Origin of the sequence: Bacillus cereus, assembly GCF_002564555.1 — a bacterium.
In the GTDB taxonomy this organism is placed as follows: Bacteria; Bacillota; Bacilli; order Bacillales; family Bacillaceae_G; genus Bacillus_A; species Bacillus_A cereus_K.
Genome location: NZ_NUVD01000020.1, coordinates 479,677 through 495,114, shown reverse-complemented (window position 1 = coordinate 495,114; position 15,438 = coordinate 479,677). Strand labels below are relative to the sequence as shown.

Below are 15,438 nucleotides of genomic sequence, written 5' to 3'. Positions count from 1 at the left end.
CAAGCAACGCATTTTTTTATGTTTCAATTTAGTTCATATATCCATTCACTAATTCATAACATCTTTCTTTTGTCATCTTATATTTTTCATCTGCAGCTTCGATATATCTCATCGTTCCATTATTTTCATCTGTAGCAATTGCTTGCACTCTACTTTCCTTTTCTTTAACCCATGCAACTTGTTTCGTTTTCAACGACTGAAACGCGTCAGCTGACATAGTACTCTTTAATGTACTATAAATTTCATTTAGTTTATTATCCCACAGTTGATAATTTCCTTCTATTTCATTTACTATGTCATTTGTTGACACAACGTTTGTATGTTTTTCTTGGTTTTCTAGAGCAGCTAACTCATTTAGAACCTTAGTTTTACCTACTACTGAAGAAGATTCTTTTTGGGGCTGCTTTTCTTCTTTTGAACTAGTATACATACTGGAATCATTTCCCTTAGCTGTTTCTTTCTCTTGAATAGAATCTTGTTTCGTTACCTTTTCTTGTTCTTTATCCTCTACCTTAGTAATAACAGATGTTTGGGCATCCACAGCAACTACTCCGTTACTTTCTTTAAAAATATATTTCTTATTGCCACTATTCTCTTCTCTAACAAAAGAGACATTCTTGAAACCTTGAACTCTAAGAATTTCGTTAGCTTCTTCTTTCGTTAACTTTAAATCTGCTGGTGTATTCGATGACCATCCATCCATTAACCATTTTCCATCTGTATAAACAAAAATAAATTCCCACGTCTCCGCTTCATTCCCCATATCATTTGCAAGGGTAAGCGTCTCAATCTTTAAAACATCATTTTTCTGTGAATACGTTATCCTCACGTCTGGCTCAATATGAATTGGAAATGGCAACATATCCGTTTCCCTTGACCTATTAAATGTATCAAGCAATCCTGGAAGCTGTTTCTCCACAAACTTATCTGAAACTAATCCCTTAACTCCTTTTTTAGCTGTACCCAAATCTCCAGGATTATTTCGACTCCAGCCATTCTCTTTTTCCATTTCACTAAAAGAGTTTGCAATTTTATCTACACTCTTTCTTACAATTTTTTTAGCTTCCTTCTCTGTCACTTCTGGTGCTTCATCCAGCTGCTCAATTTTTTCACTTAGTTGAGCATTGTTATTACTTTTTTCACAGCCTGTTACAACGAACATACTAGCTACCAAGCAAAATGACATCACTTTATTTAATTTCTTCATGTACTCACAATCCTTATCCCTTTCATATTCGTTACGTATCCCTATCTTCGAGGGAAATCCAACAATTACCTATTATATCAATAATCATCATGTATTTATATGTTAAATTTTATATTCAAATAAAACAAATAATATACTATTTTTCCAAATATACAATCTAAAAGTTGCTTATACTTTCTTTTCCTAACTTCAATATTATCAAAACTTTTGACAGTACTATCTCATATTTGTATAAATTTTTTTACAGTGTGTAAAGAAATTGAGTCTTGAGTTGATGTTTTTTTCATTCTCCCACTGCTAATTGAAGGAATATGTATTTCACGGGCAGCCCACCGTCCACAAATAATGGGCTAAATTGCTTATTTTCTCTAAAACATATGTAATTCTCACTATCTTTTCTCTAAAGATATTTTTTGGCATGCTATTTGCTTTATTCAATACTGTGAATAGGGGGAGGAATTAACATGACTTTACAAATTAATAAAATCCAAAAACAACTACAAAACTATGGGATTGACGGGTTACTCATTACAAAGAAAGAAAATCGCCAATACGCAACAGACTTTACAGGTAGTGCTGGCGTCGTCTTAATCTCTACGGATACGGCTGTTTTTATAACTGATTTCCGCTATGTAGATCAAGCAAAATCACAAATAAAAGAAGCTGAAATCATTATGCATAATGGGAATTTAGAAAAAGAAGTTGCAAATCAAGTATCAAAATTAAATATCCAAAAACTTGGCATTGAAGAAAACAATATAACTTTGCAACAATTTAAGAAACTACAAAAATATATACATACGGAAATGGTTCCAGTTTGCGAAATCATTGAAAATATTCGCCTCATTAAAGACACACCTGAAATAGAAACAATGAAAATTGCAGCTACCATCGCTGACGAAGCATTTCACCACATTCTTACATTTCTAAAACCAGGAATAAGCGAAACTGATGTACGAGATGAATTAGAATTTTTCATGCGAAAAAAAGGGGCTACATCTTCATCGTTCCAAATCATTGTAGCTTCTGGCGTTCGCTCGTCACTTCCTCATGGAGTTGCATCTAATAAAATAATCGAGCCTGGCGATATCGTTACATTAGATTTCGGTGCACTTTACAATGGTTATTGTTCCGATATAACACGTACTGTAGCCATCGGCGAGCCGTCAGAGGAATTCAAAAAAATATACAATGTTGTACGGGAAGCATTAAAACGCGGAACGGAAGCAATTAAGCCTGGAGAAACTGCGAAAAGTATTGATGATGTAACGAGAGATTACATTACAGAACATGGATACGGTCAATATTTTGGTCACTCTACCGGGCACGGTCTTGGCTTAGAAATACATGAACCTCTTCGCCTATCTCAAGAAAGTAAAGCTACTTTAGAAGAAGGTATGGTCGTTACAGTAGAACCAGGTATTTACATACCAAACTGGGGCGGTTGTAGAATTGAAGACGATATCGTCATTACAAAAGACGGATATGAAGTTATTACAAAATCAAATAGAGAGCTAATTGTGATTCCTTGTTAATATTATAAAATTTTTAACAGGATTTTTTCTCTGCACATAGAATTCTTTCTCTGGAGTATTCGTCTAAAGAGGGGGAATTTTAATTGAACTTTGTAATCGATAAAATAGATGGTTTACATGTAGAATTTTCAAAACTTGTTTCCATGATGAATTACGCTCGTTACACAACGATGCAAGCGGTGGAAGATTTAACAATTGAAGAACTTGATTATTTATATGATGATGAAGCAAATTCAATTGGCATGTTATTGTACCATATGGCTGCTGTTGAATTTTACTACCAAATTCATACTTTTGAAGACCGTGAACCAACGGAGGCTGAATTAGAACGGTGGTTACCTGCTATTGAGTTAGGTGATCTTGGACGCGAGAAAATAAAAGGAAACTCGATCGAATTTTACATCCATACATTACAAGAAGTACGTTCCAAAACGATCGAAACTTTTCAATCGTTACCTGATGAATGGTTATTTAAAACGACAGCTTTTTGGTATGACAAACCAGCAAATAACTACTTTAAGTGGTTTCACGTATTTGAAGATGAAATCAATCATCGCGGACAAATTCGTTTAATTAAAAAGATGCAAAAAGCTCATTCAGTGAAGTAAGAAAGTGCCACCTTATTCGGTGGCACTTTCTTCTATTCATTAGCAAATATTATTTTATTTACTTTTTTAGCAATCACTACTATTGCTATGAGAATGCATATTAAATATAGCAATTTCGCAATAAACAACCACTCTTGAAACATTACAATTCCATCTATTATCTTATTTCCTTTCAATAACAAAAACGGTATCGTGCTAATTATAATGACAAACTCGATGCTGAAAACCATTTTCTTTTTTCGACTATACGCTTTCCATTCATTCCAGCGATACATAGGGGCAAAAATCAATACTCCTATACATAATATAACTGGTACCCATTCACTTTTAAGAAATTGCCCTGAAATAACCGATAATAGTAAACAAATGAGCACACCATAATATCCTATTTTCTCTCTCATTCGTACTCCCCCATTCTACCTCTCCTTTAATTCCATTTTTAGGATTAATTGTATTTTACCATCCATTTTTACTCCTGACCATTACAGTACATGAAATTTCATTTTTTTCTTTTTCCTATACTCACATACTTTCATTGCTTTCATACAATGAACTACACGAACGCCTAAAGGATGTGAATGTTATGGGAGTTGAATTAACGCTTTTACACGCTCTCTATGTTCTTTGTTTACTGACTATCATTACCTTTTTTATTCTGCGAAAAGATACAACGATCATTTGTATCGTTTTTATCTTTTTGTTAGCACTTACCGCAACAAGTTCTATCCCTCTTGCCATTAGCGGTATTTTCCAAAGCTTCATTTACGCCATTACTGAATTATTACCAACTATATTAATCATCTCCATTATCGTATCAATGAGCAATCTACTCGTTCATACTGGCATAAATGATACGATGATTTCACCATTTACAAAAATGATTCGTACCCCTACCCTCGCCTACTGGATTATCGGCCTTTTAATGATGACAATTTCTTTCTTCTTTTGGCCTTCTCCAGCTGTAGCCTTAATGGGAGCTATTTTATTACCAGTCGCTGTACGCGTCGGCCTTCCTCCAATTGGAGTCGCAATTGCTATGAACTTATTTGGACACGGCATCGCCTTGTCAGGCGACTTCGTTATTCAGGGCGCTCCGAAATTAACAGCGGACGCTGCTGGTCTCCCTGTTTCCAGCGTCGTATCTGCAAGTGTTCCCCTCGTTATTGTTATGGGCGTTGTTACAACTTCTGTCGCTTTTTTCTTCTTACGGAAAGAATTTCATACAGGATTATCGTTGCAAGACTCTTCTTCATCAACTGAATCATCTAAAACTACTATTTTATTATCTCCTCGCATAAAGAAATGGCTCGCTATATGTATCCCTATCGTATATATCATTGATATCCTTTGTATGATGCAGTTTAAACTGCAAGGAAGCGATGCTACAGCACTAATCGGCGGAACGACAGTTATTATGATTATTATCATTTCTCTCATCGCCTACAAAGGAAATGGCCTGAATAAAACGACCGATTATTTTATAGAAGGGCTCCAATTTGGATTTAAAATTTTTGGTCCAGTTATTCCAATTGCTGCACTCTTTTATTTAGGGGATAGTGGCTTTGTAAAAATTATTGGAGACTATTTACCGAAAGGTTCACATGGAATCATTAACGACTTAGGGATCGCCTTATCTCAAACTGTTCCGTTAAATCAATACGTATCGGCTGGTACATTAACTATCGTCGGTGTCATTACCGGTTTAGATGGATCAGGATTTTCCGGCATTTCACTTGCTGGTTCGATTGCAAATCTTTTCGGTACAGCACTTGGTCATGGAACAGCTACCCTAACAGCACTCGGACAAATCGCTGCTATATGGACCGGGGGCGGAACCTTAATTCCTTGGGCACTTATTCCTGCCGCTGCAATTTGTAAAGTAGATCCATTTGAACTTGCACGCCGCAACTTTTTACCAGTTGTGATTGGTTTAATTGTCACCACAATCGTTGCGATGTTTATCCTATAACGTAAGCAACTATTCTCTTGCTTACGTTTTTTTATTGTACAATTCATCATAATGTACTGACTTTCAAAAGGAATTCGTTATTACTTAGCGAAATTATATTAGGAGAGTATTTCTTTCAAAACGTTTACGAAAAACAGATTACTGCAATTAGAAAAGGGGACATAACTATGAATGAATTGATTTTCGTCTTATTAATTTGTCCATTACTTATCTTTATCGTTTCTGTTATTGGAACACGTAGAACGAAAACGTATTACGTAATGCCGATTGTAACGTTTGCTAGTTTTTTAATAATAGGTGTTATCGCCTTCACTCCAAAATTTTTCTTTTGGGTTGGCATGTATAGCATCTTCTCGTTTATTGTTTCTTATATGACGCTATTGTTTGTGAGAGGATATGAAGTTGCAGAAAACGCTAAGTAGTTATTAGTAAGGAGATTGTCATATGATTTTCTAACAATAATATAAAAAGACGACCGCGTTCCCCCGCAGTCGTCTTTTCTCGTATTACGCTGTAACCCAAGCCTCGTCAGCTGGATTTTTACGCCACTCTTGTAATTTTTTCGTTTCAGCTTGTCCGATCATACCTTTTTCTGCTGCAACTTCAGTTAATGCACTGTAGTCACTTAAAGAATATGACGCTACGTTTGCAGCTTCTAGTTTCTCTTTTCCTGACTCAAGCTCGTATGTGAAGATTGATACGATACCTAATACTTCACAGCCAGCTTCGCGAAGTGCTTCTACACATGTAATTGCACTACCACCAGTTGAAATTAAGTCTTCTACTACTACTACTTTTTGACCTTTTTCAGCTTTTCCTTCGATTTGGTTCCCTTTACCGTGGCCTTTTGCTTTACTACGCACGTAGCACATTGGTAAATCCATACGATCGCTTACCCATGCAGCGTGCGCAATACCAGCAGTTGCTGTTCCTGCAATAACTTCTACAGTTGGGAAGTGCTCTTTAATTAACTCTTCTAATCCAGCTGCAATCGCTTGGCGTACTTTTGGATAAGATAAAGTTAAACGATTATCACAATAAATTGGTGATTTCATACCAGAAGACCAAGTGAATGGATCATTCGGTTGTAAAAATACTGCTCCAATTTCTAATAAATGCGATGCGATTTCTTTTTTCATACTGTTACACCTTCCCACTGTTGTTTTACTGTTTTATACGCTTCAAGCGGATTTTCTGCTTTTGTAATACTACGTCCAACTACGATATAACTTGAACCAAGTTCCCTCGCACGTTTCGGTGTTGCTACGCGCACCTGGTCATTTACATCATCACTTGCAAGACGAATCCCCGGTGTTACTGTTACAAATTCATTTCCGCATACTTCACGTAATTTTGGAACTTCAAGTGTTGAACAAACAACTCCATCAAGTCCACTTTCTTTCGTTAATTTTGCATAATGAGCAACCGCTTCTTCTAACGTTTTCTCAATGCCGATCTCTTTTTTCATCATAGCTTCCGAAGTGCTTGTTAGTTGTGTAACTGCAATACAAATCGGTCTCTCTTTTCCTTCTTGCTTACCTTCCTCTAATCCCTCAATCGCAGCTTTCATCATGCTACTTCCCCCAGCAGCATGAACATTTACCATATCAACATCTAGACTAGCTAGGCTACGCATAGCGCTTTTTACTGTATTCGGAATATCATGAAGTTTTAAATCTAGGAAGATCTTATGTCCCTTTTCTTTTAAGTACGTAATAATCGCAGGGCCTTCTTTGTAGAATAACTCCATACCTACTTTGACAAATAACTCTTCCCCTTCAAAGTGGTGTAAGAATTGCTCTACTTCTTGTTTCCCTGGAAAATCTAGTGCAACGATTAACGACTGTGACATGTTTGCTTCCAGCTCCTTCCTTGACATTCCGAAATGTGATCAAATCCTAGTTCATCTAATAGTGCTGGTAACTCTTCAATAATTGTCGGACATACGAACGGATCGATAAAGTTCGCTGTACCTACTGCAACTGCGCTTGCGCCAGCGTAGAAGAATTCAATTACATCTTCAGCTGTTTCAATACCACCCATTCCGATAATTGGAATGTTAACCGCTTGACTTACTTCATGTACCATACGAATTGCTACTGGCTTAATCGCAGGTCCTGATAGTCCGCCTGTACGGTTTGCTAAAATTGGTTTAGCTGTTTTTAAATCTAGACGCATACCAAGCAATGTATTAATCATCGTTAAACCATCTGCACCTGCATTTTCAATCGCTTTCGCAATTTCCACTATGTTTGCCACGTTCGGTGACAATTTGACGTATACAGGTACTTCAGAAACCTCTTTTACTCGCTTCGTTAAATCAGCAGCAATTTCAGGATTTGTACCAAAGGCGATACCACCTGTTTTTACGTTTGGACAAGAAATGTTTAACTCTAGTGCATGAACATTAGGTGCTTTAGAAATTTCCTTTGCAACCGCTACGTAATCCTCAGCTTGTGAGCCTGCAACGTTCGCAATAATCGGAAGGTCAAATTGCTCGAGAAAAGGTAATTCAGAATTCATTACTTTTTCTAGCCCTGGGTTTTGAAGCCCGATGGCATTTAACATGCCGCCTGGTGTTTCAGCAACACGAGGCGTCGGATTTCCATAACGTGGTTGTTCTGTCGTCGCTTTAATCATGATTGATCCTAGTACACTTAAATCGTAAAACTGTGCATATTCACGACCAAATCCAAAGCATCCAGATGCCGGTATAATTGGATTTTTTAATGATAATCCTGGTAATTCAACTTGCAATCTGTTCATAGTACAACCTCCCCGATTGGAAATACTGGTCCGTCGCTACACACCTTCTTGTAAGAATGTCCACTTGGATCTTCTTGTAAGTGGCATACACATGCGAAACAAGCTCCAATACCACAGCCCATACGTTCTTCTAATGAAATATAGGCTTTTTTCTCTTTGTAACGTCCTTCTAATGCACGAAGCATCGCTAACGGGCCACATGAATAAAGAATGTCAAAGTCAATTCCGTAATTATCAATTACATCTGTGACAAACCCTTTTGTACCGTGTGTACCGTCTACTGTCGCAACATACGTATCACCAAGTTCTGCAAATTTTTCTTCATAGAAAACAACATCTTTCGTTTGAAAACCTAAGATGTGAATCACACGTACACCTTTTGCAACAAGGCGCTGGGATAATTCATAAAGTGGTGGTACACCAATTCCCCCGCCTACTAATAAAGCTGTTTGTCCAGCTTCTGCTTCTTCTACAGGAAAACCGTGTCCTAATGGTCCTAGAACGTCTACCATTTCACCTTGTTTTCTAGTTGCTAATGTTTTTGTCCCTTGTCCTTCTGCACGGTATAGCATTGTAAATTCGTTCTTCTCTTGATCTACATTACAAATACTAATCGGGCGGCGCAGAAGGGGCGCAATGCCCTCTGCTACCTTAATGTGTACAAACTGCCCTGGTTCGTTCATTTGCTGTACTAACGTTCCTTGAAGCACTAATTCGTAAATGTTTTTTGCGATTTCTTTTTGGTTAACGACGATCATATTTTGCTTTTGCATCATGCATGTACCACCTCGTGACGCTTTGTTTGCGTAATTTCTTTCATTGAATGAGCTGAGAATGTCATAGATTCTAATACTCGTAAGATTGCTCTCGTTGTATCAAGTGATGTTAAGCAAGCTACACCATTTTCTACTGACTCACGGCGAATGCGGAAACCATCACGCGCTGGTTGTTTACCTTTTGTTAATGTATTGATGACAAACTGTGCTTTTCCTTGACGGATAATATCTAGTAAGTTGTATTCTTCAGAATCAATTTTGTTTACAACTTGCACTGGAATATTTTGCTCTGCTAACGATTGTGCTGTTCCAGCTGTTGCTAATAAGTTATAACCAATTTCGTGGAAACGTTTTGCAATTTCCATTGCCTCTTCTTTATCTTTATCCGCTACTGTGATGATTACTGATCCGTGCGTTGGAATATTAATTCCAGAAGCAACTAGACCTTTGTATAATGCTTTTTCAAGCGTTAAGTCTTTACCCATTACTTCCCCTGTTGATTTCATTTCAGGTCCTAATGTTGTATCAACTGAGCGTAGTTTCGCAAATGAGAATACCGGAGCTTTTACATATACTTCTTTCTCTTCTGGGTGATAACCAGTTCCGTATCCTTGCTCTACTAGGTCTTGACCTAAAATAACTTTCGTTGCAACATTCGCCATCGGTACGCCTGTAATTTTACTTAAGAACGGTACCGTACGGCTCGCACGTGGATTTACTTCAATTACGTACACTTGATCTTTGAATACTACAAACTGGATATTTAGTAATCCAACAATGTTTAATCCTTTTCCAAGTGCAATTGTATGTTCAATGATTTGTTCTTTTAGTTTTTCAGATAAACTTTGTGGTGGATATACTCCAATTGAATCCCCAGAGTGAACTCCAGCGCGTTCAATATGTTCCATAATACCTGGAATGAATACATTCTCACCATCTGAAATTGCATCTACTTCAATTTCTTTACCAACCATGTAACGGTCGATTAATACCGGATGATCTGCATGAACTTTAACTGCATTTTTCATGTAGTGCAGCAGTTCTTCTTGACGATATACGATTTCCATCGCACGTCCACCTAGTACGTAAGATGGTCTTACTAATACTGGGTAACCAATTTCTTCAGCGATTGCTACCGCTTGTTCTACAGTCGTTGCTGTTTTACCAACTGGTTGCGGGATACCAAGCTTTGTTAAAGCAGCTTCGAATTTATCACGATCTTCCGCACGGTCTAAATCTTCAAGTGATGTTCCTAAGATTTTCACACCGTGTGCTTCTAATTTAGCAGCTAAGTTAATTGCCGTTTGTCCACCGAACTGTACGATAACACCTTCTGGTTTTTCTAAATCAATGATGTGCATTACATCTTCTATTGTTAATGGTTCAAAGTATAATTTGTCAGAAATACTGAAGTCTGTTGAAACTGTTTCTGGGTTATTATTAACAATGATTGCCTCATATCCAGCTTCTTTAATTGCCCATACAGAGTGAACTGTTGCGTAGTCAAACTCAACACCTTGACCGATACGGATTGGACCAGACCCTAGTACAACCACACTCTTACGATCCGTTATAACCGATTCATTTTCATCACCATACGTGCTGTAGTAATATGGTGTTGCAGATTCAAACTCCGCCGCACAAGTATCTACCATTTTATACACAGGCGTAATATTGCTTTCTTTACGCATATCGTAAATTTCGCGCTCTGTTTTGTTCCAAGCAGCTGCAATGTAATGGTCACTGAAGCCCATTTCTTTCGCAGATTGTAACACTTCCATATTTCCTACATTCGCTTTTACTTCACGTTCCATATTTACAATGTTTTCAACTTTTTGTAAGAAGAAGAAGTCCATTTCACACCATTCGTTAATTTCTTCTTTCGTTACACCTTGACGGATCGCTTCTGCTACAATAAACAGTCGCTCATCATCTGCTTTTATAATACGCTTTTTCATTGTTTCTTTATCAAGCTCTTTTAAGTGGTCTAACTCTAAGTGATAAACGCCCAGTTCTAAAGAACGAACCGCTTTTAATAACGATTGCTCTAAGTTACGTCCGATCGACATAACTTCACCAGTCGCCTTCATTTGTGTACCAAGTGTTCTGTTTGCTGATTCAAACTTATCAAATGGCCAACGTGGAATTTTTGAAACCACATAGTCTAATGCTGGCTCGAAGCAAGCGTATGTTTTTTGTGTTACTGGATTTATAATTTCATCTAATGTTAAACCGACTGCAATTTTTGCCGCTAGCTTCGCAATTGGATATCCAGTTGCTTTAGATGCTAGTGCAGATGAACGACTTACACGCGGGTTTACTTCGATTACATAGTATTGGAAGCTATGTGGATCAAGTGCAAGCTGAACGTTACATCCACCTTCAATTCCTAATGCGCGAATAATTCGTAATGAAGTGTTTCGTAACATTTGATATTCACGGTCGCTTAATGTTTGGCTCGGTGCTACTACGATAGAATCACCTGTGTGAACCCCAACTGGATCAATGTTTTCCATGTTACATACTACAATCGCGTTATCATTCGAATCACGCATTACTTCATATTCAATTTCCTTACAACCAGCAATGCTCTTTTCTAATAAACATTGTGTTACTGGACTATGTTTTAATCCACCTGATACGATTTCAATTAGTTCTTCTTCATTACTACAGATTCCGCCACCTGTTCCTCCCATTGTAAATGCTGGGCGAACAATAACTGGATAACCAATTTCTTTTACAAATTCATGTGCTTCTTCTAGCGTATGAATGATCGTGCTAGATGGAATTGGTTCATTTAAATCCTGCATTAATGTACGGAATAAATCGCGATCCTCAGCTTGCTCGATTGCTGATAATTTTGTTCCTAAAATTTCAACTCCGCATTCTTCAAGTATGCCTGATTTCGCAAGTTCAACCGCCATATTTAAGCCTGTTTGACCACCTAATGTTGGTAAGATTGCATCTGGACGTTCTTTACGAATAATACGGCTTACGAATTCTAATGTTAATGGTTCTATATATACTTTATCTGCTGTCGCAGTATCTGTCATAATTGTTGCTGGGTTAGAGTTAACAAGGATTACTTTGTAACCTTCTTCTCTTAGAGATTGACAAGCTTGTGTACCAGAGTAGTCAAACTCCGCTGCTTGCCCAATTACAATTGGTCCTGATCCGATTACTAAAATTGTGTTAATGTCTAGGCGTTTTGGCATAACTCTTCCCCTTCTTTCTTGAAGTTTTCAATCATTTCTAAGAAATCTTCGAATAAATCATTTGCATCTTCTGGTCCTGCTGAAGCTTCTGGATGATATTGTACTGTAAATGCTGGGAACTTCGTATGACGAAGACCTTCTACTGTTCCATCATTTAAAGCAACATGTGTAATTTCAAGCTCTGTATTTTCAACTGACTCTTCTTCTACTGCATAACCATGGTTTTGAGAAGTGATTGCTACTTTTCCAGTTGCAAGATTTTTCACTGGATGATTTAAACCACGGTGACCGAATTTTAACTTACTTGTATTTGCACCAGATGCTAGAGCAAATAGTTGATGCCCTAGGCAAATTCCGAATAAAGGAACTTTACCGATAATGTCTTTTAACATTTCAATTGCTTCTGGTACATCTTTTGGATCCCCAGGTCCATTACTTAACATAATTCCATCTGGGCTAAGGCGTAAAATCTCTTCTGCTGTTGTATTGTAAGGTACTACAATTACATCACAGTCACGCTTATTTAATTCTCGCAGAATACCATGTTTCATTCCGAAGTCTACAAGTACAACGCGATGACCACGGCCTGGACTTGGGTATGGATCTTTTGTTGATACGCGTTTTACATGATCTGTAAAGACAGTTGCTTTCAATTGGCTCACAATGTCCTCTACATCTGCATCCATGTTACAAAGACGTCCGCGTAATGTACCGTATTGACGAATTTTTCTCGTTAATTTTCTCGTATCAATCCCTGCTAATCCTGGGATATTTCTTTCTTTCAAGTAATCATTTAACGAAATTTCATTACGGAAGTTTGATGGGTGATCACAAATTTCGTTTACGATTAAACCATTTACAGATGGGTGAATAGATTCAAAATCGTCTCGGTTAATGCCGTAGTTTCCGATTAATGGGTACGTAAATGTTACGATTTGACCGCAATATGATGGATCAGATAATGTTTCTTGATATCCAGTCATTCCTGTTGTAAATACAACCTCACCTGACTTTTCGATTTCTCCCCCGAAACCTTTTCCAATTAATACTGTTCCATCTTCTAAGATAAGTTGTCTTTTCATACTAATGCACTCTCCTTTTGCCATGCGATCTTACCACCAACGATTGTCATTACCGGCCATCCTTGGCATTTCCAACCTGCGAATGGTGTATTTTTTCCTTTTGATAAGAATGTTGTTGGATCAATCTCTTCTTCTTGTTCTAAATCAATGATTGTAATATCAGCTGTTCTACCTTCTTTCAGGCGACCTGCTTCTAAGCCGAATGTATCAGCTGGCTTTTCTGTTAAGAACTGAATTAACTGTTCTAATGTAATAACTCCCTTTTTCACAAGGTTTGTGTATAGAAGCGGGAATGCTGTTTCAAAACCAGTGATTCCGAATGGTGCTCTTTCAATTCCTTGTGCTTTCTCTTCCGCTGTATGCGGTGCATGGTCAGTTGCGATCATATCAATTGTTCCATCTAATAATCCTTCAATTAACGCTGCGTGATCTTCTTTTCCACGAAGCGGTGGGTTCATTTTGAAGTTAGGATCAGCTGATGGGATATCATCTTCACATAACACTAAGTGATGCGGTGTTACTTCTGCTGTTACTTTAATGCCAGCACGTTTTGCATCGCGGATGACACGTACAGATCCTTTCGTACTTACGTGACATACGTGATAGTGACAATCTGCTGCTTCAGCAAGCAGTATGTCCCTTGCAATATGTACAGATTCACATACTGATGGGATACCGTTTAGTCCGTGTTTCTCAGAAAACTTCCCTTCATGTACACAACCTTTATTAATAAGTGTATTTTCTTCACAGTGTGCAACAACCGCCATATTTAACTTCGCTGCACGCTTCATAGCAGCTAACATCATGCTCGCATCTTGTACGCCTACACCGTCATCAGTGAAAGCGAATGCTCCAAGTTCTTTTAACGTTTCAAAATCTGTCATTTCAGAACCTGCTTGGCGTACTGTAATTGCTCCATATGGTAGGACGTTGACATGCGCTTTTTCTTGAATACGTTTTTGCAGGTCTTCCATATGTTCTCTGCAATCTGGTACAGGGCGTGTATTTGGCATTGCACAAATAGTAGTGAATCCGCCTTTTGCCGCTGCTAGTGTACCTGTTTCAATTGTTTCTTTATGTTCACCACCTGGCTCACGAAGATGTACGTGTACATCTACTAATCCAGGTGCAATTAACTTTCCGTTCACATCGATTACTTCAGCATTATCTGCCGTAATATTTTCTGCTACCTTAGCGATTTTACCGTCTTGTACGAGAAGATCTGTTGCTACGATTTTTCCTTCTTCATTCATATAACGACCATTTTTAAACAAGTAATTCATGTTTCATTCCTCCTAATACATTTGGTAAGGCGCGTTTTAGTACAGCCATTCTTACGTAAACTCCATTTTCCATTTGTTTGAATATGCGTGAACGCTCACACTCAACAAGTTCACTTGCAATTTCAACATCACGATTTACTGGAGCTGGATGCATAATAATGCTTCCTTCTTTCATACGCTTTTCTCTTTCCACTGTTAATCCGTGTTTCTCATGATATTCTTTCATAATGTCTGTTTCATAATGATCATGACGCTCATGTTGTACACGGAGTAACATCATCACATCCACTTCTGGAACAAGCTCATCTAGTGCTTTGTATGTTCCAAATGTGTTCTCTTCATCTTTCCACTCTTCTGGACTTGCAAAGTAAATTGTCGCACCTAGCTTCGTTAACGCTTCTGCATTAGAACGTGCTACACGGCTATGACGAACATCCCCAACTATCGCAATCTTCAAACCTTCAAAACTTCCAAACTCTTGTTTAATCGTTAAAAGGTCTAGTAAGCACTGCGTTGGATGATTTCCACATCCGTCTCCAGCATTTAAGATTGGAATGTTCACTTGATCTTTCAGCTCATCGAAGTAGCGATCTTGCTCATGGCGAATGACTACCGCTTTTGTTCCGACTGATTCTAGTGTTCTTATCGTATCGTATAACGTTTCTCCTTTTTGTACGCTAGATGAATCTGCTGAAAAGTTTAACACGTCAAGCCCTAATCTCTTCTCAGCAACTTCGAAGCTAAATCTCGTTCTCGTACTATTTTCAAAGAACAAGTTTGCTACAAATGTTTGCTCTGTTGTTTTTTTCTCTTTTCCATTCGCAAAATCTTCTGCGTCTTTTAGGATTTCTGAAATTTCTTGCTCCGATAATTCACTCATCGTTAACAAATGGCTCATCGTCATCCCTCATCTTTCTGATTTTTATGATAGCACTTATGAATTTTTATAACAACATTTGTATAAAAATACCCTAGTCATGTAAGACTAGGGTGCAAG

The 15,438-nt window shown here is 37.8% G+C and carries 14 protein-coding genes; 4 read left to right on the top strand and 10 right to left on the bottom strand.

Translation table 11 applies throughout. The annotated features are described in order from the left end of the window. Positions 1-28 precede the first annotated feature (28 nt). Positions 29-1,207, bottom strand: coding sequence for a lysozyme inhibitor LprI family protein (locus COI75_RS13125; protein ID WP_000735882.1), 1,179 nt, complete (start codon positions 1,205-1,207; stop codon positions 29-31). Between the two features lie 464 nt (positions 1,208-1,671). Between COI75_RS13125 and COI75_RS13120 the strand changes: the two genes are divergently transcribed. Together COI75_RS13120 and COI75_RS13110 are read left to right on the top strand one after the other, a co-directional pair. Continuing rightward, a complete protein-coding gene (locus tag COI75_RS13120; RefSeq protein WP_000174957.1) occupies positions 1,672-2,742 on the top strand; it encodes a M24 family metallopeptidase in 1,071 nt (356 codons plus the stop codon). Positions 2,743-2,825: 83 nt separating this feature from the next. Beyond that, complete coding sequence (locus COI75_RS13110) at positions 2,826-3,350, top strand: DinB family protein (RefSeq protein WP_001012022.1); 525 nt, start codon at positions 2,826-2,828, stop codon at positions 3,348-3,350. A 32-nt stretch (positions 3,351-3,382) separates the two neighbouring features. Here the strand turns inward: COI75_RS13110 and COI75_RS13105 are convergent, their stop codons facing one another. Beyond that, positions 3,383-3,751: a YoqO family protein gene (locus tag COI75_RS13105; RefSeq protein WP_001208247.1), complete on the bottom strand. Its 369-nt coding sequence runs from the start codon at positions 3,749-3,751 to the stop codon at positions 3,383-3,385. 182 nt (positions 3,752-3,933) lie between these two features. Here COI75_RS13105 and COI75_RS13100 point away from each other — a divergent pair, with 182 nt between their 5' ends. Next, positions 3,934-5,319 (top strand): hypothetical protein, encoded by a 1,386-nt coding sequence (locus COI75_RS13100; RefSeq protein ID WP_000537919.1) that lies wholly within the window; start codon positions 3,934-3,936, stop codon positions 5,317-5,319. A 167-nt stretch (positions 5,320-5,486) separates the two neighbouring features. After that, positions 5,487-5,741 (top strand): YbeF family protein, encoded by a 255-nt coding sequence (locus COI75_RS13095; protein ID WP_001003944.1) that lies wholly within the window; start codon positions 5,487-5,489, stop codon positions 5,739-5,741. A gap of 84 nt (positions 5,742-5,825) precedes the next feature. On the opposite strand, the gene pyrE is transcribed toward COI75_RS13095, so the two are convergent. Genes pyrE through pyrB form a run of 8 tightly spaced genes read right to left on the bottom strand, consistent with a single transcriptional unit; the run spans position 5,826 to position 15,339 of the window. Continuing rightward, complete coding sequence (gene pyrE, locus COI75_RS13090; protein ID WP_000711455.1) at positions 5,826-6,458, bottom strand: orotate phosphoribosyltransferase; 633 nt, start codon at positions 6,456-6,458, stop codon at positions 5,826-5,828. Continuing rightward, on the bottom strand, positions 6,455-7,171 hold the full coding sequence (pyrF, locus tag COI75_RS13085) for an orotidine-5'-phosphate decarboxylase (RefSeq protein ID WP_000083510.1): 717 nt from the start codon (positions 7,169-7,171) through the stop codon (positions 6,455-6,457). Before pyrF ends, pyrE begins: the two co-directional genes overlap by 4 nt. After that, positions 7,156-8,085, bottom strand: coding sequence for a dihydroorotate oxidase B catalytic subunit (gene pyrD, locus COI75_RS13080; protein ID WP_001081053.1), 930 nt, complete (start codon positions 8,083-8,085; stop codon positions 7,156-7,158). The genes pyrF and pyrD overlap by 16 nt, the downstream gene beginning before the upstream one ends. Then, complete coding sequence (gene pyrK / locus COI75_RS13075; protein WP_000983359.1) at positions 8,082-8,861, bottom strand: dihydroorotate oxidase B electron transfer subunit; 780 nt, start codon at positions 8,859-8,861, stop codon at positions 8,082-8,084. The genes pyrD and pyrK overlap by 4 nt, the downstream gene beginning before the upstream one ends. Next, positions 8,858-12,076 carry a carbamoyl-phosphate synthase large subunit gene (gene carB / locus COI75_RS13070; protein ID WP_001126130.1) on the bottom strand — a complete coding sequence of 1,073 codons (3,219 nt, stop codon included), beginning with the start codon at positions 12,074-12,076 and terminating at the stop codon, positions 8,858-8,860. Before carB ends, pyrK begins: the two co-directional genes overlap by 4 nt. Further along, complete coding sequence (locus COI75_RS13065; RefSeq protein ID WP_000828664.1) at positions 12,061-13,158, bottom strand: carbamoyl phosphate synthase small subunit; 1,098 nt, start codon at positions 13,156-13,158, stop codon at positions 12,061-12,063. The genes carB and COI75_RS13065 overlap by 16 nt, the downstream gene beginning before the upstream one ends. Further along, on the bottom strand, positions 13,155-14,441 hold the full coding sequence (pyrC, locus tag COI75_RS13060) for a dihydroorotase (protein ID WP_001108369.1): 1,287 nt from the start codon (positions 14,439-14,441) through the stop codon (positions 13,155-13,157). Before pyrC ends, COI75_RS13065 begins: the two co-directional genes overlap by 4 nt. After that, positions 14,425-15,339: an aspartate carbamoyltransferase gene (gene pyrB, locus COI75_RS13055; RefSeq protein ID WP_000018841.1), complete on the bottom strand. Its 915-nt coding sequence runs from the start codon at positions 15,337-15,339 to the stop codon at positions 14,425-14,427. The genes pyrC and pyrB overlap by 17 nt, the downstream gene beginning before the upstream one ends. Between the last annotated feature and the right edge of the window lie 99 nt (positions 15,340-15,438).

Excerpts from the sequence above, each read along its gene's own strand:
- COI75_RS13095 (WP_001003944.1), top strand. The coding sequence starts at position 5,487 with ATGAATGAATTGATTTTCGTCTTATTAATTTGTCCATTACTTATCTTT.
- pyrE (WP_000711455.1), bottom strand. The coding sequence starts at position 6,458 with ATGAAAAAAGAAATCGCATCGCATTTATTAGAAATTGGAGCAGTATTT.
- pyrC (WP_001108369.1), bottom strand. The coding sequence starts at position 14,441 with ATGAATTACTTGTTTAAAAATGGTCGTTATATGAATGAAGAAGGAAAA.
- COI75_RS13125 (WP_000735882.1), bottom strand. The coding sequence starts at position 1,207 with ATGAAGAAATTAAATAAAGTGATGTCATTTTGCTTGGTAGCTAGTATG.
- COI75_RS13120 (WP_000174957.1), top strand. The coding sequence starts at position 1,672 with ATGACTTTACAAATTAATAAAATCCAAAAACAACTACAAAACTATGGG.
- COI75_RS13100 (WP_000537919.1), top strand. The coding sequence starts at position 3,934 with ATGGGAGTTGAATTAACGCTTTTACACGCTCTCTATGTTCTTTGTTTA.
- pyrD (WP_001081053.1), bottom strand. The coding sequence starts at position 8,085 with ATGAACAGATTGCAAGTTGAATTACCAGGATTATCATTAAAAAATCCA.
- carB (WP_001126130.1), bottom strand. The coding sequence starts at position 12,076 with ATGCCAAAACGCCTAGACATTAACACAATTTTAGTAATCGGATCAGGA.
- pyrK (WP_000983359.1), bottom strand. The coding sequence starts at position 8,861 with ATGATGCAAAAGCAAAATATGATCGTCGTTAACCAAAAAGAAATCGCA.
- pyrF (WP_000083510.1), bottom strand. The coding sequence starts at position 7,171 with ATGTCACAGTCGTTAATCGTTGCACTAGATTTTCCAGGGAAACAAGAA.
- pyrB (WP_000018841.1), bottom strand. The coding sequence starts at position 15,339 with ATGAGCCATTTGTTAACGATGAGTGAATTATCGGAGCAAGAAATTTCA.
- COI75_RS13105 (WP_001208247.1), bottom strand. The coding sequence starts at position 3,751 with ATGAGAGAGAAAATAGGATATTATGGTGTGCTCATTTGTTTACTATTA.
- COI75_RS13065 (WP_000828664.1), bottom strand. The coding sequence starts at position 13,158 with ATGAAAAGACAACTTATCTTAGAAGATGGAACAGTATTAATTGGAAAA.